This is a genomic window from Maritimibacter alkaliphilus HTCC2654 (assembly GCF_000152805.1).
Lineage (GTDB): Bacteria > Pseudomonadota > Alphaproteobacteria > Rhodobacterales > Rhodobacteraceae > Maritimibacter > Maritimibacter alkaliphilus.
Genome location: NZ_CH902578.1, coordinates 3,748,312 through 3,772,109 on the forward strand (window position 1 = coordinate 3,748,312; position 23,798 = coordinate 3,772,109).

At 65.3% G+C, this 23,798-nt stretch carries 27 protein-coding genes; 11 read left to right on the forward strand and 16 right to left on the reverse strand.

Annotated elements, in window-relative coordinates; translation table 11 throughout:
• The first annotated feature begins 33 nt into the window (after positions 1-33).
• The gene (locus RB2654_RS19360; RefSeq protein WP_008334980.1) at positions 34-900 is read left to right on the forward strand and encodes a DMT family transporter; all 867 of its coding nucleotides are present in this window, start codon (positions 34-36) and stop codon (positions 898-900) included.
• 75 nt (positions 901-975) lie between these two features.
• On the opposite strand, the gene RB2654_RS19365 is transcribed toward RB2654_RS19360, so the two are convergent.
• Genes RB2654_RS19365 through RB2654_RS19385 form a run of 5 tightly spaced genes read right to left on the reverse strand, consistent with a single transcriptional unit; the run spans position 976 to position 6,085 of the window.
• Positions 976-2,661 carry a sulfatase-like hydrolase/transferase gene (locus RB2654_RS19365; protein ID WP_008334982.1) on the reverse strand — a complete coding sequence of 562 codons (1,686 nt, stop codon included), beginning with the start codon at positions 2,659-2,661 and terminating at the stop codon, positions 976-978.
• Positions 2,662-2,691: 30 nt separating this feature from the next.
• Entirely contained in the window at positions 2,692-3,468 is a 777-nt protein-coding gene (locus tag RB2654_RS19370) for an ABC transporter permease (protein WP_008334984.1), read from the reverse strand.
• Positions 3,468-4,238 carry an ABC transporter permease gene (locus RB2654_RS19375; protein ID WP_008334985.1) on the reverse strand — a complete coding sequence of 257 codons (771 nt, stop codon included), beginning with the start codon at positions 4,236-4,238 and terminating at the stop codon, positions 3,468-3,470. The genes RB2654_RS19370 and RB2654_RS19375 overlap by 1 nt, the downstream gene beginning before the upstream one ends.
• Before the next feature lie 22 nt (positions 4,239-4,260).
• The gene (locus RB2654_RS19380; protein ID WP_008334986.1) at positions 4,261-5,232 is read right to left on the reverse strand and encodes an ABC transporter substrate-binding protein; all 972 of its coding nucleotides are present in this window, start codon (positions 5,230-5,232) and stop codon (positions 4,261-4,263) included.
• Positions 5,233-5,284: 52 nt separating this feature from the next.
• On the reverse strand, positions 5,285-6,085 hold the full coding sequence (locus RB2654_RS19385) for an ABC transporter ATP-binding protein (RefSeq protein ID WP_008334987.1): 801 nt from the start codon (positions 6,083-6,085) through the stop codon (positions 5,285-5,287).
• 149 nt (positions 6,086-6,234) lie between these two features.
• On the opposite strand from RB2654_RS19385, the gene RB2654_RS19390 reads away from it, so the two are divergent.
• Complete coding sequence (locus RB2654_RS19390; protein WP_008334988.1) at positions 6,235-6,888, forward strand: TetR/AcrR family transcriptional regulator; 654 nt, start codon at positions 6,235-6,237, stop codon at positions 6,886-6,888.
• A gap of 1 nt (position 6,889) precedes the next feature.
• On the opposite strand, the gene RB2654_RS19395 is transcribed toward RB2654_RS19390, so the two are convergent.
• The 4 genes from RB2654_RS19395 to RB2654_RS19410 are packed head-to-tail and all read right to left on the reverse strand — an operon-like array spanning position 6,890 to position 9,638.
• A complete protein-coding gene (locus tag RB2654_RS19395; protein WP_008334989.1) occupies positions 6,890-7,360 on the reverse strand; it encodes a winged helix-turn-helix transcriptional regulator in 471 nt (156 codons plus the stop codon).
• A 42-nt stretch (positions 7,361-7,402) separates the two neighbouring features.
• Positions 7,403-7,828 (reverse strand): nuclear transport factor 2 family protein, encoded by a 426-nt coding sequence (locus RB2654_RS19400; RefSeq protein ID WP_008334990.1) that lies wholly within the window; start codon positions 7,826-7,828, stop codon positions 7,403-7,405.
• On the reverse strand, positions 7,825-8,061 hold the full coding sequence (locus RB2654_RS23480; RefSeq protein WP_008334991.1) for a hypothetical protein: 237 nt from the start codon (positions 8,059-8,061) through the stop codon (positions 7,825-7,827). The genes RB2654_RS19400 and RB2654_RS23480 overlap by 4 nt, the downstream gene beginning before the upstream one ends.
• The gene (locus tag RB2654_RS19410; protein ID WP_008334992.1) at positions 8,058-9,638 is read right to left on the reverse strand and encodes a phytoene desaturase family protein; all 1,581 of its coding nucleotides are present in this window, start codon (positions 9,636-9,638) and stop codon (positions 8,058-8,060) included. The genes RB2654_RS23480 and RB2654_RS19410 overlap by 4 nt, the downstream gene beginning before the upstream one ends.
• A 137-nt stretch (positions 9,639-9,775) precedes the next feature.
• Between RB2654_RS19410 and RB2654_RS19415 the strand changes: the two genes are divergently transcribed.
• The 3 genes from RB2654_RS19415 (at position 9,776) to RB2654_RS19425 (ending at position 11,739) form a co-directional block, all read left to right on the forward strand.
• Positions 9,776-10,387, forward strand: a complete 612-nt coding sequence (locus RB2654_RS19415; protein ID WP_008334994.1) for a cupin domain-containing protein — start codon at positions 9,776-9,778, stop codon at positions 10,385-10,387.
• Complete coding sequence (locus RB2654_RS19420) at positions 10,380-10,868, forward strand: VOC family protein (RefSeq protein WP_008334995.1); 489 nt, start codon at positions 10,380-10,382, stop codon at positions 10,866-10,868. Before RB2654_RS19415 ends, RB2654_RS19420 begins: the two co-directional genes overlap by 8 nt.
• 70 nt (positions 10,869-10,938) lie before the next feature.
• Positions 10,939-11,739 (forward strand): SDR family NAD(P)-dependent oxidoreductase, encoded by an 801-nt coding sequence (locus RB2654_RS19425; RefSeq protein WP_008334996.1) that lies wholly within the window; start codon positions 10,939-10,941, stop codon positions 11,737-11,739.
• Here RB2654_RS19425 and RB2654_RS23740 read toward each other — a convergent pair whose 3' ends face one another.
• Entirely contained in the window at positions 11,740-12,177 is a 438-nt protein-coding gene (locus tag RB2654_RS23740; RefSeq protein WP_008334997.1) for a hypothetical protein, read from the reverse strand.
• Between the two features lie 147 nt (positions 12,178-12,324).
• Here RB2654_RS23740 and selD point away from each other — a divergent pair, with 147 nt between their 5' ends.
• From selD to RB2654_RS19445, 3 genes are read left to right on the forward strand one after another with little or no spacing between them, the layout of a single operon-like run.
• Positions 12,325-14,511, forward strand: a complete 2,187-nt coding sequence (gene selD, locus RB2654_RS19435; protein WP_008334998.1) for a selenide, water dikinase SelD — start codon at positions 12,325-12,327, stop codon at positions 14,509-14,511.
• 56 nt (positions 14,512-14,567) lie between these two features.
• Complete coding sequence (locus RB2654_RS19440) at positions 14,568-15,383, forward strand: MBL fold metallo-hydrolase (RefSeq protein WP_008334999.1); 816 nt, start codon at positions 14,568-14,570, stop codon at positions 15,381-15,383.
• Positions 15,384-15,419: 36 nt separating this feature from the next.
• A complete protein-coding gene (locus RB2654_RS19445) occupies positions 15,420-16,841 on the forward strand; it encodes an FAD-binding oxidoreductase (protein WP_008335004.1) in 1,422 nt (473 codons plus the stop codon).
• Positions 16,842-17,054: 213 nt separating this feature from the next.
• On the opposite strand, the gene RB2654_RS19450 is transcribed toward RB2654_RS19445, so the two are convergent.
• The 4 genes from RB2654_RS19450 to RB2654_RS19465 are packed head-to-tail and all read right to left on the reverse strand — an operon-like array spanning position 17,055 to position 19,473.
• Positions 17,055-17,594, reverse strand: coding sequence for an adenine phosphoribosyltransferase (locus RB2654_RS19450; RefSeq protein WP_187432405.1), 540 nt, complete (start codon positions 17,592-17,594; stop codon positions 17,055-17,057).
• Entirely contained in the window at positions 17,591-17,920 is a 330-nt protein-coding gene (locus RB2654_RS19455) for a hypothetical protein (protein ID WP_008335006.1), read from the reverse strand. Before RB2654_RS19455 ends, RB2654_RS19450 begins: the two co-directional genes overlap by 4 nt.
• Before the next feature lie 18 nt (positions 17,921-17,938).
• Positions 17,939-18,607: a DUF2927 domain-containing protein gene (locus RB2654_RS19460; RefSeq protein ID WP_008335007.1), complete on the reverse strand. Its 669-nt coding sequence runs from the start codon at positions 18,605-18,607 to the stop codon at positions 17,939-17,941.
• Positions 18,604-19,473, reverse strand: coding sequence for an S-methyl-5'-thioadenosine phosphorylase (locus tag RB2654_RS19465; RefSeq protein ID WP_008335008.1), 870 nt, complete (start codon positions 19,471-19,473; stop codon positions 18,604-18,606). Before RB2654_RS19465 ends, RB2654_RS19460 begins: the two co-directional genes overlap by 4 nt.
• A gap of 102 nt (positions 19,474-19,575) precedes the next feature.
• Here RB2654_RS19465 and RB2654_RS19470 point away from each other — a divergent pair, with 102 nt between their 5' ends.
• Positions 19,576-20,178: a hypothetical protein gene (locus RB2654_RS19470; protein WP_040885306.1), complete on the forward strand. Its 603-nt coding sequence runs from the start codon at positions 19,576-19,578 to the stop codon at positions 20,176-20,178.
• Positions 20,179-20,270: 92 nt separating this feature from the next.
• On the forward strand, positions 20,271-21,899 hold the full coding sequence (locus RB2654_RS19475) for a SulP family inorganic anion transporter (protein WP_008335010.1): 1,629 nt from the start codon (positions 20,271-20,273) through the stop codon (positions 21,897-21,899).
• 154 nt (positions 21,900-22,053) lie between these two features.
• On the opposite strand, the gene RB2654_RS19480 is transcribed toward RB2654_RS19475, so the two are convergent.
• Positions 22,054-22,425 (reverse strand): DUF4260 domain-containing protein, encoded by a 372-nt coding sequence (locus RB2654_RS19480; protein ID WP_008335011.1) that lies wholly within the window; start codon positions 22,423-22,425, stop codon positions 22,054-22,056.
• A gap of 91 nt (positions 22,426-22,516) precedes the next feature.
• Positions 22,517-23,122: a flavin reductase family protein gene (locus RB2654_RS19485; protein ID WP_008335012.1), complete on the reverse strand. Its 606-nt coding sequence runs from the start codon at positions 23,120-23,122 to the stop codon at positions 22,517-22,519.
• Positions 23,123-23,280: 158 nt separating this feature from the next.
• On the opposite strand from RB2654_RS19485, the gene RB2654_RS19490 reads away from it, so the two are divergent.
• Positions 23,281-23,772: a GNAT family N-acetyltransferase gene (locus RB2654_RS19490; RefSeq protein WP_040885879.1), complete on the forward strand. Its 492-nt coding sequence runs from the start codon at positions 23,281-23,283 to the stop codon at positions 23,770-23,772.
• Positions 23,773-23,798 lie beyond the last annotated feature (26 nt).

Sequence of the window (23,798 nt, forward strand, 5' to 3'; positions counted from 1 at the left end):
GCGCCGGGTCGGCCCGCTCGTTAGATGGTTAACATGGAAACGATTCTGCCCGCCGCCCTGTCGCTTGCCGCCGCCGCTCTCTGGGGCCTGTGTAACCATATTCAGCGCCATGCGCTCGACGACACCGACACGATGACAGGCGCGTTTCTGTCGGTGGCGGTGGTCGCCGTGTGCTGTTGGCTGGCCGCACCGTTCTTCGTCGATCCAAGCTGGTGGAACTCGCGCGGCACGCTCATCTTCGTCATCGTGGGCGTGTTCTTTCCGGCACTCGGTCAACGGTTTCAGATCGCGGGCGTCTCGCTCGTCGGTCCGGCGCTGACCGCTTCCATCGCCGCCTTTACCCCGGTCATCGCGATCGGCCTCGGCGTCCTGTTCCTTGGCGAGTCGCTTGGCCTTCAATCCGCGATCGGGCTGATCCTGACCATCGCCGGGCTGCTTCTGGCCACGTGGTCGCCGCGCGGGATCAAGCGGGGGTGGCCGCTCTGGGCCATTCTCGTGCCGCTCGGCGCCTCGCTCGTGCGCGGAATCAGCCAACCCGGTCTGAAGTTCGGGATGCAGGATGTGCCCAGCCCGCTCTTCGCGCTGCTCGTCACCACGACCGTCTCGTCGCTCGTCCTGGGCGTCATGCTGGCCCTCCACCACCGGCAGGGCCGCACGCGCTTCGGGTCCGGCGTCGGATGGTTCGCCTTGAACGGGCTCGTGAACGGGGCCGGGATTCTGGCGCTGAACGCGGCCCTCACGATGGGCACCCTCACGCTCGTGTCGCCGCTCTCCGGCACGGTTCCGCTCTGGGCGTTGCTGCTGGGTCTGTTCGTGTTCAAGCGCGAGACGCTGAAGTGGAAACACCTCGCCATCGCGCTCCTCATCGTCGTGGGCGGTGCGCTGATCGTGACGCGGTAGGCGTTGTAAAACGCCCGAGACCCGCCCTTCGGCCGTGCGGGGCGGCCCGACGGGTGACGCGCAAACGCCCCGCGCTCAGGTCGCCGGGCGTTTGTCCTGCGCGGTGCGGTTCACGTAGTGGTCGACCGACCCCGGCGGCACGTCTTCGGGGGCCCAGACCCCGATCATGATGCCCGATCCCGGCCCCATGTTCTTGCGCCGCGACAGGATCTGTTTGGTCGGCACCGTCACCCGCTGCGAGTTGCGCAGCGCCCAGTGGTGCAGGTGGCCGTACATCTCGGCAATCGTGTCGGCATGGTCCGGGGACTTGCCCAGATCGACCAGTTCGTTCGGGTCGTTCCTGAGGTCGAACAGCACGGGCCGGAAGCCGCCTTCGAAATGGATGAGTTTCCAGTCATGGGTCGCGACCATAAACATGCGGCTGTCGTCAGGGGCGAGCCCCATGTGCTCGGCCTGCGGCGTGTGGCCGAAATCGTATTCGCAGAAGCTGACGTCGCGCTTGGTGCGCTTTGCCGTCCCGTGCAGGATCGGGATCAGGCTTTCGCCCTCGAGGATATGATCCACATCCGTCGCGTCGCCGCCCGCCACTTCGTAGAACGTCGGGGCAAGGTCGATCATTTCGACCAGCGCGTCGCAGGTCGTGCCCCGTGTCGCGTCCGCATCGGGCGAGGGGTCGTAGATGATGAGCGGCACTTTCACCGAGGTGTCGTGGAAGAACATCTTCTCGCCCATCCAGTGATCCCCGATGTAATCGCCATGGTCGGAGTTGATGACGATCATCGTGTCCTCCATCCGGCCCGACTCTTCGAGATATGCCCACAGCACGCCCATCTGGTCGTCGATCTGCTTGATGAGACCCATGTAGGCGGTCAGCACCGTCTCGCGCACATGGTCCTGCGAAAAGCTCTTGCCGACCGGGGCTTCGATCATGCCGCGCACGACCGGGTGGTCGGTGTCCTTCTCGGCCTCGGCGCGAACGGGCGCGATGAAATGCTCCGGCCCGTACATGTCGTGATAGGGCGCGGGCACGATATAGGGCCAGTGCGGTTTTATCAGCGACAGGTGACAGCACCACGGGCGATCCCCGGCCTGCTCGATGAAGTCGATCCCACGCCGGGTCATATAAGGCGTCTCGCTGTCCTCCTCCGCGATGTTCGCAGGCTCGGTCGAGTTCTTCAGGAACCAGCCCGACAGCACGTTGCCGTCGTCGTCGAGGCCCGAATTGGCGTAGTCATGCCACGGGTTCTCACCTTCGTAGCCTTTTTCGCGCAGATAGGCGTTGTACTTGTCCGCCGAATGGGTTTCGAGGAACGGCCCGCCCTTGATCTTGCCCTCGAAGGCAAGCCCGTCGTCCCGTTCGAACGCGTCGAAACCACATTCCGACACGCGCGCGCCGATCAGGCTGTCGGGCTCCAGCCCCAGCCGCCGCATCCCTTCGGCATCGGCCTGCATGTGGGTCTTGCCGACAAGAACCGCGTCCATCCCCATGTTGCGCAGGTGGTCGCCCATGGTCATCTCGCCCACGTTCAGCGGATAGCCGTTCCATGCCGCCCCGTGGCTGTGCACGTAGCGCCCGGTATAGGTCGACATCCGGCTGGGTCCGCAGAGCGGCGACTGGATGCGCGCATTGGTGAAACGCACGCCCATCTTGGCGATCCGGTCGATGTTCGGCGTGTCGAGGTGCGGGTGGCCGTAGCAGCTCAGATAATCCCAGCGCAGTTGGTCGAACATGATGAACAGGATGTTCTTGGCCTTGGCCATGGTGGCACCTCGTTTGTGCGGGTGGTGGATTTATTGCCGACCGGCAAGCGCCGAGCGGCGATAGTGCCAGTCCAGAAGACGGCGGTTGGCCCAGTTCGTCGCGCCGTTCACGATGACCGAGACGATGGCGATCACGATCAGCGCGGTCATCACGCGGGTCATCGAGAAATCGGATTGGGCGATGCGCAGGTAATCGCCCAGCCCGTTGGTGGACACGATGATCTCGGACACGACGGTCAGCAGAAGCGCGACGGTGATCCCCAGCTTGATGCCCGCGAAGATGCGGGGCAGGGCGGCGGGCAGGTCGATCATCGTCATCCGCTCCCACGTCGTCAGGCGCAGCGAGCGGGCGAGGCGGGCCTGCATCGGGTCCTGCACCTTCACCGCGTCGATGGTGTTGATGACGATGGGAAAAGACGCGCCCCAGACCACGACGACCAGCTTGGCCGCGTCCCCGATGCCCAGAAGCATGATGGCCAATGGCACCACCGCGATGGGGGGGAGGGGGCGGAAGAACTCCAGCACCGGCTCGACGATCTCGCCCAGCACGCGGACGCGGCCCAGGACGATGCCCAGCGGCAGCATGGTGACGAGCGCGATCGCAAATCCGATGGCCGCGCGGCGCAGGGTGTCGAGCGTGGCGGCCCAGAGGTTCCCCCAATCCTCGACAATCGTCAGCGCGACGGCACTGGCGCGCGGGAAATAGAAACTGTCCGCGATCATCGCCCAGACTTCCCAGACGACAAGGATCAGCAGGATGAAGATGATGCCGGGCCAGTTGATGCGGCCATTGATGAACCTGTCCATTACGCGGCGGCTCCCATAGCGGAATAGCGGCTCTGCCAGCCGGCCAGCGGATAGCGCACGGCGGCGACGAGGAAATTCATGGCGATACCCAAAAGGCCGATGATGAACATGAGCGCGTACATCTGATCCCACAGCAGGCTGAAGCCCGCGTTATAGATCATCGCGCCCAGACCCTGACCGCCCAGCAGCATCTCGGTCGCCGTGGTCGCGAGGAGCGAGACCGAGGCGGACAGTCGGATGCCGGTGAAGATCTCGGGCATCGCGGCGGGCAGACGGATCTGCCACAGGATCTGCCAGTCTGTCAGGCCATAGATTTTGGCGGTGTTCACCTGCACCGGCTCGACCGTCGACAGCGCGTTCGAAGCCGAGATGTAGGTGGCCCACATGCAGCCGAAGATGATGACGAAGTAAAACAGCGCGGGCGTGATCCCGAGCACGAAGATCAGAAGCGGCACCAGCGCCGGGGGTGGCAGCGAACGCAGGATGTCGGTGATCGGCTCCAGCGCGCGGCGCAGAAGCGCGAAACGCGCGGCGACCAGCGCGACAGCGATGGCGATGACCACCGCGACCGAGAGACCGATCAGCATTCGCTGGACGGTGGCGAAGAAGTTCAGCCAGAAATCGCCGCTGGTCACGAAGGCCCAGATGGCGGCCCCGATCAAGGCCAGCCGGGGCATGTAGTCGGGCGACACGAGGCCGGTCGCGGTCACGATTTCCCAGATCACGAGGAAAATCAGAAGACCGAAGGTCCGTCTTGCGAGCAAAAGCATCGTGTCGCCCCTTGGCCTTGGCTTACTTGTAATCGACGGCGCGCACGGCGTCGTTCAGGTCAAGCTTGCCGTCTTCGATCATGCCGGTCAGCACCATCTGCTCCAGCAGCGGCTCGTACTGGTCGATCGTGGTTGTGAAGCTTTTCGCCTTGAGCGGCAGCGGGGTCGCGTTGGCCGCGCCTTCCGGCATCCCGAATTCCGCCATCAGGATCGCGTTGACCTTGGACCGGTCCTCGACCAGTTCGCGGTAGGACTGCTCCATCGCCGCGAGAAAGCGTTTCGCGATGTCCTCGTTCTCGGCCAGCCACTTGTCCTGCGCGAACCAAGCGCCGAGCGCGTATTCCGTGCCTTCGTCGGAATGGATCAGGCCATTGGCAAGCTCGACCGCGTTGATCTTGTCCGACGACATGATCATGCCGTGGAACGGCTCACCGACATGCACGGCGTCCACATTGCCGACCTCGAGCGCCGAGGGAAGCTGCGGGAAGGGCAGGGCGACGAATTCGACCGTGCTCGGGTCAGCGCCAGCGGCGACCATGTGGCTCATGAAAGCCAATGTGGCGGGCGAGTTCTTGGCGACCACACCGATGGTCTTGCCTTCGAGCGACTTGAGGTCGGTGGTCCCGGCCTCTTCCGTGCCGATCAGCCAGTTGTGGTTGTAATCGGGCTGACGCTCGGTGTCGCCGGTGCCGAAGACGGCGATGGGCAGACCCTTGGAGCGGGCCAGAAGCGCGATCCCGGCGGCGGTCTGGCCGATGTCGGCCGAGCCGGACGCAAGCGCGGTCATAAGCTCCGGCCCGCCGTTCACCACGGTCAGTTCGATGTTGAGGTCGTGCGCCTCCATGATCCCGCTGTCGATGGCGTATTTGATCGACACCAGCGGCGGGATTTTCATGTAGGCGACCTTGACCGTGTCCATCGCAAGGGCTGCGACGGGCGCGGCGGCGGTCAGCGCGGCCAGCGCCACACCTTTCAGAAAGTTACGTTTTTTCATGGTTTCCTCCCTCGGAATGATACCCGCGGCTGGCGGGACTTGACCTGTCAGGTCAGGATCGCTTGAACGACCGGATGCGCTCGATCACCTCGTGACGGATGCGCAGGAACTCCGGGTCCTCGCGGGTTGTGAGGTGGTCGCGGGGCTTGGCCAGCGGCACCTCGATCTCTTCGACGACGTGGGTCGGGCGGTTCGACAGAACGACGATCCGGTCGGCCATGTAGACGGCTTCCTCGACATCGTGGGTGACGAGGATGCAGGTCTTGTTGAATTGCTTGGCAAGCCTGAGCAGCAGGTCCTGCATGTCCGCGCGGGTCTGCGCGTCCACGGCGGCGAGCGGTTCGTCCAGCAAGAGCAGCTTGGACCGCGTGGCCAGCGCCCGCGCAATCGCCACGCGCTGTTGCATCCCGCCCGACAGCTCCCACGGATAGCGATCCTCGAACCCCTTGAGGCCCACCGCTTCCAGCATTTCCATCGCGATGGCGCGCTTTTCCTCTTTCGTGGCCTTCAGACGCCGCATCGCGAAGAGCACGTTCGCGATGTTGCGCTTCCACGGCAAAAGCGAGCGGGAGTAATCCTGAAACACGACCGACAGCCCTTCGGGTGGCCCATCGACCGCTTTGCCCTGAAACAGCACCTGACCTTCGTCGGGCACGTAAAGCCCGGCCAGCGACATCAGAAGCGTGGTCTTGCCGCAGCCCGACGGGCCGACGATGGTCAGGAATTCTCCGGGCTTGGCCGCGAACTCGATCCCGCCTAGGATCTTCAGACGTTCCGAACGCGATCCGAGCGATTTCTGAAGCCCGGTGACGGACAGGATGTCGACAGCCGATGCGGCTCCGTCGTCAAACATGCATTCCTCCCCACGCGACTCGCGTCACGCTTCCTTTGCATTTCGCTGAAGCTTATTTATACAATCAACCAAATAGTGGAAAATCGCATATCCCAAGGTGATGTATCGGTCTGGTCGATAGGTCGCAGGGACAGTCAGGGGAAGGTCCAATGGCAGCGGCGGCACGCAAGCAAAAGGTGACACGCCAGAACGGCGATCAGACCCGCGAAAAAATCCTCGATGCGGCCGAGGCATCGTTCGGGGAACAGGGTTTCGCGGCCGTTTCCTTGCGCGAGATCACGACGCGGGCCGAGGTGACGCTGGCGCTCGCCTCTTACCACTTCGGGACCAAGGACAACCTGTTCGAAGAGGTGGTCGCGCGTCGCGCAACGATCTTGTGCGCCGAGCGTCAGGCGCGGCTCGACGCGTTGCAGAACCCCGACGTGCGTGAGATTCTGGGCGCTTTCTTCGGTCCGCTCTTCGATATGGCCAAATCCGGCGACCCGGGGTGGCCCGCTTATTTCCGCGTGCTCGCCCGTCTGGGCGAGGGCGACGAATGGATGCATCTTCTGAGCCGATATTTCGACGAAACCGCGCAGGCCTTCGTCGCCGCGCTTCAGAAGGCGATGCCCGGCGTCGATCCGGATGGGCTCAACCGCGGCTTCGTGATGGCCCTGCACGCCATGCTCGCCACCGTGTCGCAACATGCGCGTGTGACGACCCTGACCGGGGGCAAAGTGTCGGCCCACAACCTCGAGGCCGCGCAGGAGGCGCTGTTGACCTTCGCCACCGCAGGTATCGAAAGCTTCGATAGCAGGCGCTGACTTATTCCCCGAAGCGGGCGCGCGCGGCCTCGACCTCGGCGCTGTTCGCTTCGATCCAGCGAATGACGCGGTCCAGTTCCCCGGCCAGCCCCCGGCCCAGATCGGTCAGCGCATAGTCCACCCGGGGCGGCACGGTGTCATGCTCGCGCCGCGCCACGAACCCGTCGCGTTCCAGCGCGCGCAGGCGCAGGGTCAGCATCCTTTGGGATATGTCCCGCTCCGCCGACAGCGCGGCGATCACCCGTTTCAGCGTCGCGTGGCGGTAGGTTCCGGTCGCCAGAACCTTCAGGATCAGCGCGGACCAGTTGTCGCCCATCCGCGCCAGAACCTCGCGCACGGGCGCGTCCTTGTCCGGCGGCACGTCGCCCATCTGCCGCGCAAGATCCGACAAGCCAGCCAGACGCGGGTCGTCGCCCGTGCGCGACGGTTCGCCAATGGTCAGAAGGGTGCGCAACTCGGTTTCGGTGGGCATGGCCCAAAGCTATGCCAAAACCCGCCCCCGCCGTCCATCGGCCTAGTGCGGCAGACCCATTTCGATCTCGGTGCCGTCGAGCTTGATATTGGTGAAGCTGTTGTAGGCCACCTGGATTTTGGTGAACCGACCGTCGCGCAAGTCATACATGATGAGCCCGTGATAGACGAACATCTCGCCCTTGCGGACCGCGCCGAACAGCGTGTCCGGGTTGTCGGCGAGCGCCTCGAACTCCGTCCGCATCTCGATCGCGACATGCGCGTCGTTCCCGATGAAGCGCAGCGGGTTCAGCCGTTCGTCGAAGTCCGGCCAGATCTTGTTCTGGTAATGATCCTTCATCCCCGCGACCCCGGTGAACCGCAGCGCGCCGTTCAGCATCTCCATATCGTCCGCGATGTAATCCTCGAAGGCCGATGCGTCGCGGGCGTTGAACCGGGCGATGTAGTCGTCGAACGTCGCGCGGTTCACTTGGCGCCCTTCTTTTTCGGCGGCTTGGCGCTGCGGAACCAGATCGTCAGCAGGAACCAGATCGTGCGCGCGTTGAGCAGCTTCAGCGCCGCGCGCGCCTCCTCCGGCGACAGCTTCGCCGTCATCGGCATCGCCCCGAAAATCTTCCCCCGCACCACGAGGTAATTGCGCTCATCCGCCTCGATCTTCGAGACGGTCATGAGTTCCTTGCCGGTGTTGTCGAGCAGTTTCATGCGATCACCTGTTCAAAGTCGATGCCAAGGTCGTCGAACATGCGCAGCGCGGTCGCGCGCCCCGCGCCGAACACGCCGCCCCCCGGATGCTGGAACGGCCCCACAAGATACAGCCCCTCGACCCCCGGCACCGTGTATTGGCCGAGGTCCGGGTTCGGGCGGTGTCCCATCGACTGATACAGGAACGGCGCGCAGCCATGCATATCGCCACCGACGAAGGAGTTCGGGCTTGAGCGTTCCATGTCGAGCGGCGACCAGTGCGACGCCGCGATGATGTTGTCAGCCCCGAGGTTCGAGATGAACGGATCGTATTGGCGCAGCGTTTCGGCCGCGTAGTCCTCCTTGACCTCGTCCCACTTCTCCGGCCCCTTGCCGTCGATGTTGTAGGGCACCATCGTGATCGAGTGGAAAATCCCGGCACCCGCCGGCGCGCGCGACGGGTCGCCATGCGTCTCGTCCCCGCCGCCCAGAAGCCTGCGGGCCGGGATGCGTTTGCGCCGGATGTCGTCGAAGTCGTTCAGCATCGGCTCCAGCGTATTGTAGGGGAAGTATTCCAGCATGACGGCGGCGGTCACGTCCTCGCCATAGCGATACTTGGTCTGCTCGCGCAGGTCGTAGTGGCTGACGAACAGCGACTGGGTCGAGAGCGTCACGTTCTTCGCGCGGGTCTTCACGCCCTCGTCCAGACCGTCGATGAATTTCGACAGGACATGCGGGTGGATCGCGCCGATCACCGCGTCCTTGGCCATGAAGGTCTCGCCCGTGGTCAGCCGCAGCCCCTTCGCCTCGCCGGAGTCCACGATCACCTTGTCGACCTCGGCACCCAGCCTGATCTCGCCGCCCTGATCCTCGAGGCAGCGCACCAGCGCGTCGGTCAGCCCGCCCGAGCCGCCGACCGGCTGGCTCACCCCGTATCGGTGGATGATGCCGGGCATGATGAAGATGCCCATGCCGGTGCCCAGTTCGTCGGGCAGTTGCAGGTTCTCGGTCACCAGCTTGATGAGGTGCAGCTTGACCCGGTCGTCCTCGAACGCGTTGTCGATGATGTCGAGCGACGAGCGGTTCATCGCGTCCAGCACCTCGCGCCCCTCGGCCTCCATGTCCATCATCGCCATGAACGGCCCCCACGGCAGCGGCGGCGCGTAGGACCCCGACATGATCATCGGCAGCATCCGCATCGCGCGCTCGGCGAACCGGCGATAAGTCACCGCGTCGTTCTTGTTGAACTCGGCGATATTGGCGCAGGCCTGATCGAGGTCTTTGGGGGTGATGAGCACTTCGCCATCGAGAAACAGCGAGGCATAGGGGACGTCCGGGTAGCGATACTCCAGCCCGTATTTCCCGATGAGGTCCAGCTCGTCCTCGGTAATCATCGGATTGCCCTGAATCATGATGTGCACCGACGAATGCAGATCGTGCCGATAGCCCGGCGTATTGATCTCGCGCGTGACGACCCCGCCACCCGGCCATTCCTGCCGTTCGAGGATCAGCACCTTCTTGCCCGCGCGGGCAAGGTAACAGGCGGCCACCAGACCGTTGTGACCGGCCCCCATCACCACGACGTCATAGTTCGACATGAAGTCCTCCCAACTGAATGGCACATCCTTATCCGGCCCCCGCCGGAGCGCGAAAGAAGGCACATTTCTGTACCCACCTTGAACGATCGACCAATTTACTGCAAGAATTGGTCGATCGACCAAATAGGGAGGCTTCGATGGTCAGCCAGAACGTGCGCCGTGTGGTTACGGGCCATGACGACAGGGGCAAGGCGGTGGTCCTGTCGGACGGCGCGCCGCCCAACGTGATTCGCCCCGAACATCAGCCGGGACTGGCGTTTCACGAGCTGTGGCACACCGATGCCTCGCCTGCGCCGGTCACCGCGACCGAAGCCGAGCCGACCGACCGCTACACCGAAACCGCCCCGCCGCCGCACGGCACGATCATCCGCATGGTCGACATCCCGCCGGAAGGGGAGGACGGGCCGGATTTCGACAAGGAAACCGCCCGCGCGCTGTTCGAAAAGGTCGGCCTGGGCGAAAACGCCGAACATACGATTCCGGGCCGCCACCCGCTCATGCACCGGACCGAATCCATCGACTACGGCATCGTCCTCGAAGGTCAGATCGTCCTGCTTCTGGACGACAGCGAAGTGGTGCTCGAACAGGGCGACATGGTCGTTCAACGCGGCACGATCCACGCCTGGACGAACCGCACCGACCGGATCACGCGGATGCTCTTCGTGCTCACCGACGGCGCCTTCGACCCAAATCTCGCGCGCAAGACTGCCGAACACGACAAGCGGATCAAGGAGTTGGCAGGTGTCTGACGGCGCGTTCCCAGATCTCAGGTTCCACCACGTCGGCTTCTCCGTCGCGGATATCGAAACCGCCATATCCTTCTACGGCGAGGTGTTCGGCATGGAGGTCGAGGAGCGCCGCTACCTCGAACCCATCGACACGCACCTCGCCTTCCTGCGGCGCGACGATTTCCGGTTCGAGTTCTTCCAGAAGGGCGGCTCGCGGCCCGTGCCCGAGCATCGGCTGAAACCCAACACCGACCTTGGCGAGCAGGGCACCAAGCATCCCTGTTTCTCGGTCGAAGACCCGCAGATCGCGCTCGAACTGCTTCATGCCCGGCCCGATTGCGAAATCGTCGGCCTGATGCGCGAACTCGGCAAACCGATGCTGCACGAGGCCGACCCGGTCCTGACCGAGGGCGACCCGCGCCCGCGCGCGGTGGCCTTCTTCTTCCGCGACCCGAACGACCTCATCGTCGAAATCCTCCGGGCCGCGAACTTCCCGGACTGATCTTCTCTGTTTCAAGAAACCTCGGGGTCCGGGGCAGCGCCCCGGTCCGACCCCGCCGAAAGGACCGCACATGGCCTATTCTCTCGATGGCAAAGTCACAATCGTCACCGGCGGGGCCGGGGGCATCGGCTCCTCGGTCTGCCGGATCATGGCCGCGCACGGCGCCCGGATCGTCGTGGCCGATATCGACCTCGACCGGGCGCAGGCTCTGGCCGATGAGCTTGGCGAAGAGGCCATCGCGACCCACCTCGACCTCGCCTCCGAGGACAGCATCGGGGCGATGTTCGCCACCACGATGGATCGGTTCGGGCGCCTCGATGTGATCGACAACAACGCGGCACTCCTCAGTGCCGAAATGGCGCAGCGCGACGGCGACATCGAACATATGGCGACCGCGGATTGGGATGCGACCTACCGCGTCAACACGCGCGGCACGATGATCGCTTGCCGCGAGGCGCTGAAAATCATGTCGCCGCAGGGGTCCGGGTCGATCGTCAACACCGCCTCCAACCTCGCGCTTCAGGGCAACCTCATCCAAGCGGCCTATTCATCGTCCAAGGCCGCCGTGATCCAGATGACCCGTTCCATCGCCACCTCGCACGGCAAGCGCGGCATCCGCGCCAACGCGGTGCTCCCGGGTCTCACCGGCACGCCCGCCGCGCTCGCCCACCTGCCGCAGGAACTGCGCGAAACGGTCGAGGAAGAGACGCTGACACCCTATCTGGGCGGGCCCGACGACATCGCGCATCTGGTGGCGTTCCTCGCCTCGGACGAGGCGCGCTATATCACCGGGCAGGCCTTCGCGGCGGATGGCGGCACCTCGGTCCACATCCCCGGTTTCGCGCGCCTCAGCCGGTTTTTTCAGGGCTAGTCAGCCCGCGAAATCCACCACGGCCACATAGCTGCCATTGAAGGCGCGGTAGAACACGACCGTCCCGACGGGCGAGGAATTGACCAGCGCGTTGCGGGCGGCGGCCGGGTTCAGGTGGCAGTAGCTCGTCACCGTCGCCCGTGACAGAAGCGAGCGGCGTTCGACCGTGGTGAAGAACCCGTCATAGCTGTCGCTGACCGTCGATTTTCCGAACTTGTGGACATTCGCCCGGTCCTGCTGAAGCACCTGACCCGCCGTGGTCAGCCGATTGCCGGACGAGTTGAAGTGATCGAAATTCGACCATTCCGCCGAATAGGTGACGATGACCTGACCGGGGATCGAACTGATTCCGTCATTGCCGTAAGGAATGCAGGACTGGGCCCGGACGGGCGCTGCGGTCAAGACGAGCGCGGCGGCGAGCGTGGCGATTTTGCGCATGGTGATCTCCTTTGTGCGCCGATGATAACATGGCGCGCCGCCTCGCGTCCTGACCCCGATCAAATCCGCGCTCTTCCCCCGTCTCGGTCGTCGCGCCGCATGGGCAAGGGCCGCACCCTGCGCTAAACGGGGACGGAAGGAGAGCCCATGCAGCCCCAGATCCCTCTGACCCGAGACCTCGTCCTCATCGGTGGCGGCCACGCCCATGCGCTCGCCGCCCGGATGTGGGGGATGAAGCCGGTGCCGGGGGTGCGCCTGACGCTCATCAACCCCGGCCCGACCGCGCCTTACTCCGGAATGCTGCCGGGCCATATCGCGGGGCATTACACCCGCGACGATCTGGACATCGACCTCGTGAAACTCGCGCGGTTCGCGGGCGCGCGGCTGATCCTCGGCGCGGCGGAGCATATCGACCCCGTCGGCAAGAACATCCGCCTGAGCAGCGGGCGCAGGGTGGCCTATGACGTGGCCTCGATCGACGTGGGCATCCATGCGGAGATGCCGGGGATCGAGGGGTTCGCGGATCACGGGCTGGGGGCCAAGCCGCTGGATCGCTACGCCTCGGGCTGGGCCGACTTCGTGGAGCGCGCCAAAGCGGGCGAGGTCGCACCGCAGGTGGCCGTGATCGGCGGCGGCGTGGCGGGGTGCGAACTCGCCATGGCGATGTCGCACCGCCTGCGCGCCGCCGGTCTCACGCCTTCCGTTACACTGATCGAGGCCGGCCCGGACCTGAGCGGGTTCACCCCCAAGGCGCTGGGCCATGTCCGCCGTGGGCTGGCGCAGAACGGCGTCACGGTTCTGACCGGTGCAGCGGTCGAGGGCGTCACCGACACGGCGGTCCGCCTGTCCGAGAGGCGCAGGGTGCCCGCCGCCCTGACCGTCGGGGCGGCGGGGGCCTTTGCCCACGGCTGGCTGTCGTCCAGCCCCCTGCCGCTCACCGAAGACGGCTTCCTGCGCACCCGCCCGACATTGCAGGTCGAGGGCCATGACGATCTGTTCGCCGTGGGCGACTGCGCCCACCTGATCGAAACGCCGCGCCCCAAGGCCGGGGTCTATGCGGTGCGCGCCGCGCCGGTGCTGGCGGCGAACCTCCGGGCCACCGTGGCGGGCGGCGCCCTGCGATCCTTCCGGCCGCAGTCCGACTTTCTCAAACTCGTCTCGCTGGGCGGCAAGTCCGCCCTCGCGACCAAATGGTCCGCCGCCGTATCCGGCCCGCTCCTTTGGCGCTGGAAGAACCGGATCGACCAGAAATTCATGGATCGGTTCCGCCATCTGCCCAAGATGCCCGCAGAGCCGCTCCCCGATCAGGTCGCCCAAGGCGTGCGGCAGGAGCTTGGGTCCGAGGCGCAGATGCTGTGTGCCGGATGCGGGTCCAAGGTCGGGCCGGGGGTGCTCTCGGCCGCGCTCGACCGCCTCGGGTCCGGCGCGCGGCGCGACGATGTGCTGACCGGCCCCGGCGACGATGCGGCGGTGCTCGCCATCGGCGGCGCGCGGCAGGTGCTGACCACCGATCACCTGCGCGCCTTCACCGAAGACCCCGCGCTCTTTTCCCGTATCGCGGCCATTCACGCGCTGGGCGACATCTGGGCGATGGGCGCCGAGCCGCAGGCCGCGCTCGTCTCGCTCACCGTCCCGCGCCAGTCCGAGGCGCTTCAGGCCCGCGTGATCGAGGATATGATGGGCGCGGCGCAGGAGGTGTTCACGCAGGCCGGGGCCGAAATCGTGGGGGGCCACAGCACAATGGGGGCCGAGACGGTGCTGGGCTTCACGCTCACCGGCCTTCTCGACCGCGACCCGATCACCGTCGCGGGTGCGCGCCCCGGCGACGCGCTGATCCTGACCCGGCCCATCGGCACCGGCACGATCCTCGCGGGCGAAATGCAGGGCGTGGCCGAGGGCCGCGACGTGGCCGCCATGCTGAACCGCATGGCCCGGGCGCAGGGCGACACGGCCCGCGCGCTTGCTCCGGCCCATGCCATGACCGACGTGACGGGCTTCGGCCTTGCCGGTCACCTCGCGGCGATCTGCCGGGCTTCGGACGTTGGGGCCGAGATCGACCTTGCCGCCGTGCCCACCTATCCCGGTGCCCGCGCGCTGGCGGCACGGGGCGTCCGCTCGACGATCCACGCCGCCAACATGGCCGCCGCCCCGGTTGCGGGGTTCGGGGATGGCGACCTCATGGCGCTTCTTCACGACCCCCAGACCGCAGGGGGCTTCCTTGCCGCCGTCGCGCCCGAAGACGTGGACGATTGCCTGGCCCGGATCGACGCGACCGGGGAAACCGGCGTCGTCATCGGGCGGATCGTCGAAGGGCAGGGCATGCGTCTGGCCTGACGCCGCTCACACGGAGTTGAGGCGACGCGCCCGTGATCCGTGTCAGGATGCCTGCCATGTCGATGATCCGGTTTGCCGCTGCCCTCACCCTTGTCGCCACACCTGCGCTCGCGCAGGAGCGGATCGAGTCGCACTGTCACGCGCTCGCGCAGGACATGGGCGTGCCGTTTTTGCACAAGGCCAACTATGTCGATGCGGTTCCGGCGGACAACGTGCGCATCTCTTACGTCGGACACGCCTCGTTTCTGATCCAGACGCCGGGCGGGCTGAATTTCATCACCGACTACACCGGCGATCAGGGCGGGGCGCGGCTCATCCCCGATGTGGTCACGATGAACAACGCCCATATCAGCCACTTCACCATGTCGCCGGACCCCGACATCGCGAACGTGTTGCAGGGATGGGCCGATGCCGATGGTCCCAAGGCGCACGAACTCGATCTGGGCGAGGCGCTCATCCGCAACGTGCATACCGACATCCGGTCCTTTGACGGACGGGTCGAGGACGGAAACTCGATCTTCGTCTTCGAAATGGCCGGTCTTTGCATCGGCCACCTCGGACACCTGCATCATGTGCCGGACGCGGGCCAGTATGCCGAGGTCGGGCGGCTCGACGTGGTCATGGCCGCTGTGGACGGCGGCGTTTCGCTGGACACGCAAAGCATGATCGAGGTGATGGAGCGGTTTCGCGCCCGCGTGGTCATCCCGATGCACTGGTTCGGGCGCTACACGCTCGACAGGTTCATCGGCGGGATGCGGGCCGGTGGGTTCGACGTGGTGGATGCGGGCATCGGGTCGATCACCCTGTCGATGGACACGCTCCCACGCACCCCCACCGTCATGGTCCTGCAACCGGGCCTGTTGACCGAGTGACTTGCCCTGCGCCCTGCGCGGTGCCATCCATCTGACATGACGGACCTGACTCCTGCCGACGATGCATTCGCCGACCGCCTGCGCACGCGCCTGCCCGACGCCGCCTTTCGCGACCTGACGCCCGGATACCTCGAAGAGCCGCGCGGTCTGTTTCAGGGCGGCGAGGGGCTGCTGGTCGCCCCCGGCACGACCGACGAGGTGGCCGAGGTGGTGCGCGCCTGTGCCGAGGCGCGGGTGGGGATCGTGCCCTATGGCGGCGGCACCGGGCTGGTCGGCGGGCAGATCATGGAAGACGGCCCGCGCCCGGTGATCCTGTCGCTTGAACGGCTCACCCGCGTGCGCGGCGTCTACCCGGCGGAAAACGTGGCCATCGTCGAGGCGGGCGTGATCCTTGCCGACCTACAAGCCGCCGCGCTGGCCGAGGATCGGCTGTTCCCCCTGTCGCTCGCCTCCGAAGGCTCGGCGCGGGTCGGCGGCGTGCTGTCGACCAACGCGGGCGGCGTGAACGTCCTGCGCTACGGCAACACGCGCGAGCTGTGTCTGGGGCTGGAGGCGGTGCTGCCCGACGGCTCGATCTGGCACGGGCTGAAACGGCTGCGCAAGGACAACACCGGCTATGATCTGCGCGGCCTCATGATCGGGGCCGAGGGCACGCTGGGCATCATCACGGCGGCCACCATGCGGCTTTTCCCGCGTCCCGCCCGCACCGGCACCGCGCTTTTCGCCGTCGAAAGCCCCGCTGCCGCGCTCGACCTGCTCGCGCTCGCGGGCGCGCGGATCGGGCAGGGGATCAGCGCGTTCGAACTCATGTCGGGCGAGGGGCCGCGCTTCCTTTTCGAAACGGATTGCCCCGCCCGCTGCCCGATGGACCCGATCCCGGAGTGGTCGGTGCTGATCGACCTTGGCCTCGGCGCTGGCGACGACCCGGACGAGGCGCTTACAGGCCTGTTCGAAGCGGCGCTGGAGGCGGGGCTGGTCTCGGACGGCGTCATCGCGCAGTCCGAGGCGCAGCGCAGCGCGTTGTGGCAGATGCGCGAGGAAATCCCCGAGGCGAACCGGCGCATCGGCTCGGTCTCGTCGCATGACATCTCTCTCCCGCTCTCGTCGATCCCGGACTTTCTCGACCGGGCGCGGCAGGCGGTGGCGAAGGTCGGGGACTTTCGCATCAACGCGTTCGGGCATCTGGGCGACGGCAACCTGCATTACAACATCTTCCCGGCGGCAGGCGTGGCGCGGGCCGAAGTGATGGACCGACGCGCCGAGGTGGCGGAAGCGGTCTATGATCTGGTGGCCGGGATGGAGGGATCGTTCTCGGCCGAGCATGGTGTGGGGCGGCTCAAGGTCGGCGATCTGGAGCGGTATGGCGACCCCGCCAAACTGGCCGCGATGCGCGCGATCAAGACGGCGCTCGATCCGAAAGGGATCATGAATCCGGGTGTCATGCTGCGCGACAGGTAAAGCGCGGCACGTTAACGAAATTCTCGGTATTTACCTGTTTTAAAAGGAAAACCTTTTCCGCGGCAAAGGTTTCAGGGTAGAAATGCCCGCACAAACGAAGAGCGCCCCGCCGGGGGGACGAGCGGGGCGCTGCACGGGGGGACGTGCGTATGCAAGCAGCGGTTTGCTCCTACAAACCACGCCCTGATTACGGCACAAGTGTTAACGAAACCTCTACAGGCCCTCGAATTCGCACAGGATGTGCACGTCCATGCCCATCGCTTCGAGTTTCGCACGCCCGCCCAGTTCCGGCAGGTCAACGATGAAGGCGCAGCCGACGATCTCGCCCCCCAGTTTCTCGATCAGCTGGATGCCCGCCTGCGCGGTTCCGCCGGTCGCCAGCAGGTCGTCGACCAGCAGAACCTTTTCGCCGGGCTGGATCGCGTCGTCATGGATTTCCATGACCGCCTCGCCGTATTCAAGCTGATAGGCCTGCGACAGCGTCGCCCCCGGCAGCTTGCCCTTCTTGCGGATGGGTGTGAACCCCACCGACAACTGGTGCGCGATGGCGCCCCCGATGATGAACCCGCGTGCTTCCAGCCCCGCGACCTTGTCGATGCGCGTGCCGGCATAGGGGTTCAGAATCTGGTCGATGCACATCCGAAACCCGCGCGGGTCGGAAAAAAGCGTGGTCACATCGCGGAACATGATCCCCTCGTGCGGGAAATCGACGATGGTGCGGATGTAGTCCTTGACGGTCTTCATATGTCTCACTTCGTGTTTTCGATCATCGAACGGCTCACGATATAAAGCTGCGTGTCGCCGGGTGCACGCTGACATTCGCCCATCGTGGCGTCGAAAATGCCGCGCCCGCCGACATCTTCGACGATGTCGATGAATCGGGTTTCGCGCTGGAACGTGGCGTGCGACCAGAACCCCATGAGCCAGCCCGCGAGTTGCTCGAACTCGCTCCCCTCGGCCTGCGCGGCGATGGTCAGCACCTGTTCACAGGTCCATCGGCCCGCGCCCATGACGAACCCGTCGGCGGCGGCGGTGCCGGTGGTCAGCGTGGCGGCAAGGGCGAAGATCAGGCGTTTCATGGCGGTCCTCCCGAAGTGTCAGGGGCGCGCGTAATGGCGCTTCAGGGCCATGATGTCCTGTTCTCCCAGTTCCGTCGAGGCATTCGTATCCTGCGAAAACACCGAGGTTTCGTCGTAGTAGGGATTTCGGATGTCCGTCATCAGCCCCATGGCCTGCGTCAGTTCTTCCAGCATCACGCTTTCATAGGCCCGGATCTGAAGCGTCGTGGAAAAGATGATCGCGACCTGGCGGATGCGCCCCGTCTCGCGCTCGAACAGCACGCGGGTCGACGCACCGCCAAGCGGCGAGCCGTCGACCCCTTCGATGCCGGTGCCTGCGATGGGGTCGCCGCGTTCGAGGTCGAAGAAAAAGACCTCGATTTCGGCATCCGCCGCGGCGTCGACCTCGACCACCCGGAACCCCGCATCGGCCCCGTTGAGCGCCTGAATGGCCCGTTCCAGCGCGGCGGCGGCCCGCAGTTTCTTGCCGCCGAGATAGGCATCGTCGATCTGGCGAACGGCGATGCGGATCGGCCCGAGCCGATCCCATTTCACCAGCGGCTTGCGGCATTCGCCGCCCGGATCGGCACCGCAGGAGACGGCGTTGTAGAAGTCGTCGTCGCTCATCGGCCCGTTCGCTTCCACGAATTCCTGTGCGAGCGCGAGACCCGGAAGGCAGGCCGCGAGCAGGGCGGCGGCAATCCTCACAACACGCGGCCGGCGATGGTCGAGAGTTTGGCGACCAGATCGGGGTCGCGTTTTTCGGGGACCGTCATGATCGCGAAGTCCAGCGCCGTGTCGCACCCGTGCGGGCAGGTGTCCCGCGTCGCGCCCAAGAGCTTGGGCAGCTTTGCGATCAGGTTGCGGGCGTTCTCGGAATTCGCGCCGAGTGTGGCGATGATTTCGGAGATGTCGACCTCGCCATGGTGCGGGTGCCAGCTGTCGTAGTCGGTAATCATCGCGACCGAGGCATAGTCGATCTCGGCCTCGCGGGCGAGTTTGGCTTCGGGCATGTTGGTCATGCCGATGACGTCGCAGCCCCAAACCTCGCGGTAGAGTTTCGATTCGGCGAGTGTCGAGAACTGCGGCCCTTCCATGCACAGATAGGTGCCGCCCTTGTGGACGGTCACCCCCGCCTCCTGTGCCGCGGTCAGGCAGGCCCCGGCCAGCCGTTCGCAGATCGGATGGGCGAGGCTCACATGGGCCACGCATCCGGTGCCGAAGAAGCTTTTCTCGCGCGCCACGGTCCGGTCGATGAACTGGTCGAGGATCACGAAGTCGCCCGGTGCCATGTCCTCGCGGAACGACCCGCAGGCCGAGACCGAGACGATGTCGGTGACGCCCAGCGACTTCAGCGCGTGGATGTTGGCGCGATAGGGCACCGTGGTGGGGGAGTGGACGTGGCCGCGCCCATGCCGGGGCAGGAAGGCCATTTTCACACCGTCCAGAACGCCCGTCATGATCTGGTCCGACGGATCGCCCCAAGGCGTCTCGATCGTGACCCAGTCCGCGCCTTCCAGCCCGTCGATTTCGTAAAGGCCCGATCCGCCGATCACGCCGATCATCGTGTCCATGACTGCCTCCTCATGTCACCGGCGAGTGAACCAGCCCGCCGGATCATAGACAAGCCGCAATCGGGGCAAGTTGCTGACCGAATCCGGGAATAGGCGCATCTCATGTTTAACTTCAGCACTTTACAATCCATCAATCCACCGCCCCCTCGTGACCTCGCACCCGCGCTCGTCACGCTCGGCACGTGGTCTTTCTTCGCAAATCTCGATCCCGCGCTGCTTGGGCGCGGGGTCCTTCCGATCTGGATCGCCATGGCGGCCGGATCGACCGTCTGGATCGCCGGGCGCGTGCCCGATTACTACAAACGCGCCCACGACCGGGCGCATCGGGTGACCATCCTCGGCCTCACGTCTCTGGTCCTTGCGATCATCGTCGTCGCGGGATTGTCGGCCGAGGCCTGGATCGTCCAGTCGGTCTGGATCGCCGGGTCGATCCTGTATGGCGTGATGTTTTCCTGCGCCGTCCTCATGGGGGAGCCGGACGATCACGCCATGCTCTGCCCGCGGTGGGCGGCGGCGCCCGAATTCATCGTGACGGCCCTGTGGGTCATCGCCCTGCGCAACGCGATCTTCGCGCTGGCGGCCACCGTGCTGATGTCGCGGCTCACACTGACCGAATGGGTGGTGTTCGTGACCTTGGGCAAGATCGGCGCCTACTACGTCGGGGAATGGGTCACAGTGCGGCTTTTCTTCACCACGAAGGCCTGACCTGAACCGTTCGGAACAGTCGGGGGTGGCTTTTTCTGCGTCGCGGCGATAAAGCGACCCCCGCGAACACGATCCCCCGAACGAGGTGACCCTTGGCCCGAGCTCTTCTGGCACGCTTTGCCAATCGTATCGAGACGCCCGATCTGCGCCTCGCCCCGACAGAACCCCTGAGCATCTCGCGGCTGAGGATCGAGCTTCTGTCCGGTCTGACCGTCGCGCTGGCGCTGGTGCCCGAGGCGGTGGCCTTCGCCTTCGTCGCCGGGGTTCACCCGCTGGTGGGTCTGTACGCCGCCTTTCTCGTCGGTCTCATCACCGCGATCCTCGGCGGGCGGCCCGGCATGATTTCGGGCGCGACCGGCGCTTTGGCCGTGGTCATGGTGGCCTTGGTGGCCGATCACGGGGTCGAATACCTGTTCGCCGCCGTCGTGCTGATGGGGATCATTCAGGTTTTCGTCGGGCTGATGCGATGGGGCAAGTTCATCCGGTTGGTGCCGCATCCGGTGATGCTGGGCTTCGTCAACGGCCTCGCCATCGTTATTTTCCTCGCGCAACTGACGCAATTCAAGGTGCCCGGCACGGTCGAGGCGGCGGGGCATGGCGCTGCGGGCGGGGAATGGCTGACCGGTCTGCCGCTTGTCGTGATGCTCGCGCTCGTCGGTCTGACCATGGCCGTGATCTGGCTCATGCCGAAGATCACCAAAGTGGTGCCCGCCCCGCTGGCCGGGATCGCGGTGGTGGCCGCGGTCGTCATCCTTTTCGGCATCGACGTGCCGCGCGTGGGCGATATGGCCAACATCAAGGGCGGCTTCCCGCCGTTCCAGATTCCGGCCGTGCCGCTCACCTGGGAGACGTTCCAGATCGTCGCGCCCTATGCGGTGATTCTTGCGGCCATCGGTCTGATCGAAAGCCTGCTGACCCTGAACCTCGTCGGTGAAATGACCGGCCAGCGCGGCGGCGCGAGCCAGGAATGCGTGGCGCAGGGCGCGGCCAACGTGGTCACCGGGTTCTTCGGCGGCATGGGCGGCTGCGCCATGATCGGCCAGTCGATGATTAACGTGAAATCGGGCGGGCGCACGCGGATCGCGGGCATCGCCGCGGCGCTGTTTTTGTTGTCCTTCATCCTTTTCGCCTCGCCCTTGATCGAGCAAATCCCGCTCGCGGCCTTGGTGGGGGTCATGTTCATGGTTGTGATCGGCACCTTCGCGTGGAATTCGGTCCGCATCCTGACCCGCGTGCCGCGCATCGACGCCTTCGTCATCCTGCTCGTGACCGCCGTGACGGTCTGGCAGGACCTCGCGGTCGCCGTGGTCGTGGGCGTGATCGTTTCGGCGCTGGCCTATGCCTGGGGCAACGCGACGCGCATCCGGGCCAAGACCTATGTGACCCCCGAGGGGGCCAAGGTCTATCAGGTCAACGGCCCGCTTTTCTTCGGCTCGTCGGACGGGTTCGTGGAGCTTTTCGACATCGACAAAGACCCGTCGAAGGTCGTCGTGGACTTTGCCGACAGTCGGGTCGCCGACCAGTCGGCATTGCAGGCGATCGAGGCGGTGGCGGCGAAATACGAGGCGGCGGGCAAGCAGATCCAGCTTCGCCACCTGTCGCGCGACTGTCATCGGCTGCTCACCCGCGCCGGGCACCTGATGGTCGATAGCGACGACGACCCGGATTACGAGGTGGCGGTCGATTACTCGGTGCGCACGGGGATTCTGGGCGGTCACTGAGGGTGCGGGTCTGGTGAAAAGTCCGACTGGCGTGTTAGGTTGGGCGTGAATTTGTGTCGATTTGCCAACAGGTTGCGCTGATTTGGCGCCTACCAGAATACTAGGATTCTAGTATTCCCGATCACGCTCTGCCGACGTCGCCCCAAGCGACCCCTCAGAACGACAGATGCGTGCTTCTGAACGCTGTCCGGTGCTTCAACCCGTAGCCGACCACGCGGTCCATTCCGATGTGGCACAGCCAGATCGAACCGAAAGCGAGGGCCGGAGGCGTGCCGGTGGCCCAGCCGACCCCGATCAGGGCGGCAGGCAGCGTATAGGTGTGGCCGAGGTTGTAGCACCATGCGCCGATCCGAGGTCCCGCGAGATACCCGAGGGCCGAAAGATCGGGGGCAAGAAGGAAGATGGCGAAGAGCCACCAGCTTACTCCGGTCGAAGCGAACAGGGCGACGCCGAAGGCGAACAACGCCACACCTTCGAGGCGCAGCATGGCGATTTGCGGGGTTTCGAGGGCGCGGCGGCGGGACATTTTGGCCTCCTATCACTGGAGACACTCTGACCTATTCACTCGTGGGGTGAAATTCGCGAAAACCGACGATGAGATATTCAGGAATGAATGCTCAATCGTCCGGGCGGGTCAGCTCGAACGCCTCGCGAATGACCGCGTAGTCGCGATACCCAAGCCGCGTGACCATACCGAACCGCGTGATGTCGAACTTGCCGTCGACAAGGCAATCGTCGCGGATATGCACGCCCACGACGCGCCCGATCACCATGTAATTGTCTTCGCCCTCCAGCGGCACAAGCTGGCTCAACCGACATTCGAGCGAGGCCGGGGCGAGCGCCACACGCGAACAATCGATTTCGTTGCAGGCCGCCTTGGTGACCTTTGCATGGGGAAACTCGTCCTCGCCCGCCGCAAGACTCGCGGAGGAGGCGTTCATTTCGTTGATCGCCTCGTATTCCACCACGTTCACGCAGAACACGCCGGTCTGGTCGATATTGCCGAGCGTGTCCTTGCCCCGCGCACGGTCGGCCTTGCCGCTGGTCGAGGCGAACATGACCTGCGGCGGGGTATAGGCGACCGCGTTGAAGAAGGAATAGGGGGCGAGGTTGTCGTAGCTGCGCGTCGAGCGTGTCGATATCCATCCGATCGGGCGGGGCGCGACAATCGCGTTGAAGGGATTGTGCGGCAGGCCGTGGCCGTCTTCGGGGCGGTAGAACATTGGAAAACCTCGCGAACGCTTGGCCCATTGCTACCGCGTGCCCGGGTGGAATGGAATGCGCCGATCCGGTTTTCGCGCATGATTTCCGGCGCCCGAGGGCTTCCAACCCCGCCCCGGATTGGGCTAAGGCGGGTGGAAGCCGGAGAAAGGAAAGCGCGCTGTTCACGCTGGCCCGAGAAACGCCCGCCGACTGGTGGGAGGTCGAAGCCCTTTACGACCTGTGTTTCGCACCGGGGCGAGAGGCGCTGTCGTCCTACCGCCTGCGCGACGACGTGTCCCCCGTCGATGGCCTGTCGCTGACCGCCCGCGACCCGGAGGGCATTCTGGGCGGCGCGATCCGGTTCTGGCCGGTTCATGTGGGGCGGCACGATGCGCTGCTTCTCGGCCCGGTCGCGGTCCACCCGACGCGACAGGGCGAAGGGCTGGGCGGGCTGCTCATCCAGCACAGCCTCGAACTCGCGCGCGATCAGGGCTGGTCGCGGGTCATGCTGGTGGGCGACGCGCCATATTACAGCCGGTTCGGTTTCGAGAAACTCGACGGGGTCGAAATGCCGCCGCCGACGAACCCGGAACGTGTGCTGGGGTATGACCTCGTCCCGAACGCGTGGGAGGGGATCTCGGGCAAGGTCACGCGCTGGTCCAAAGGCTGATTGTTCAGAAAAGCCGGTTCTTCGGG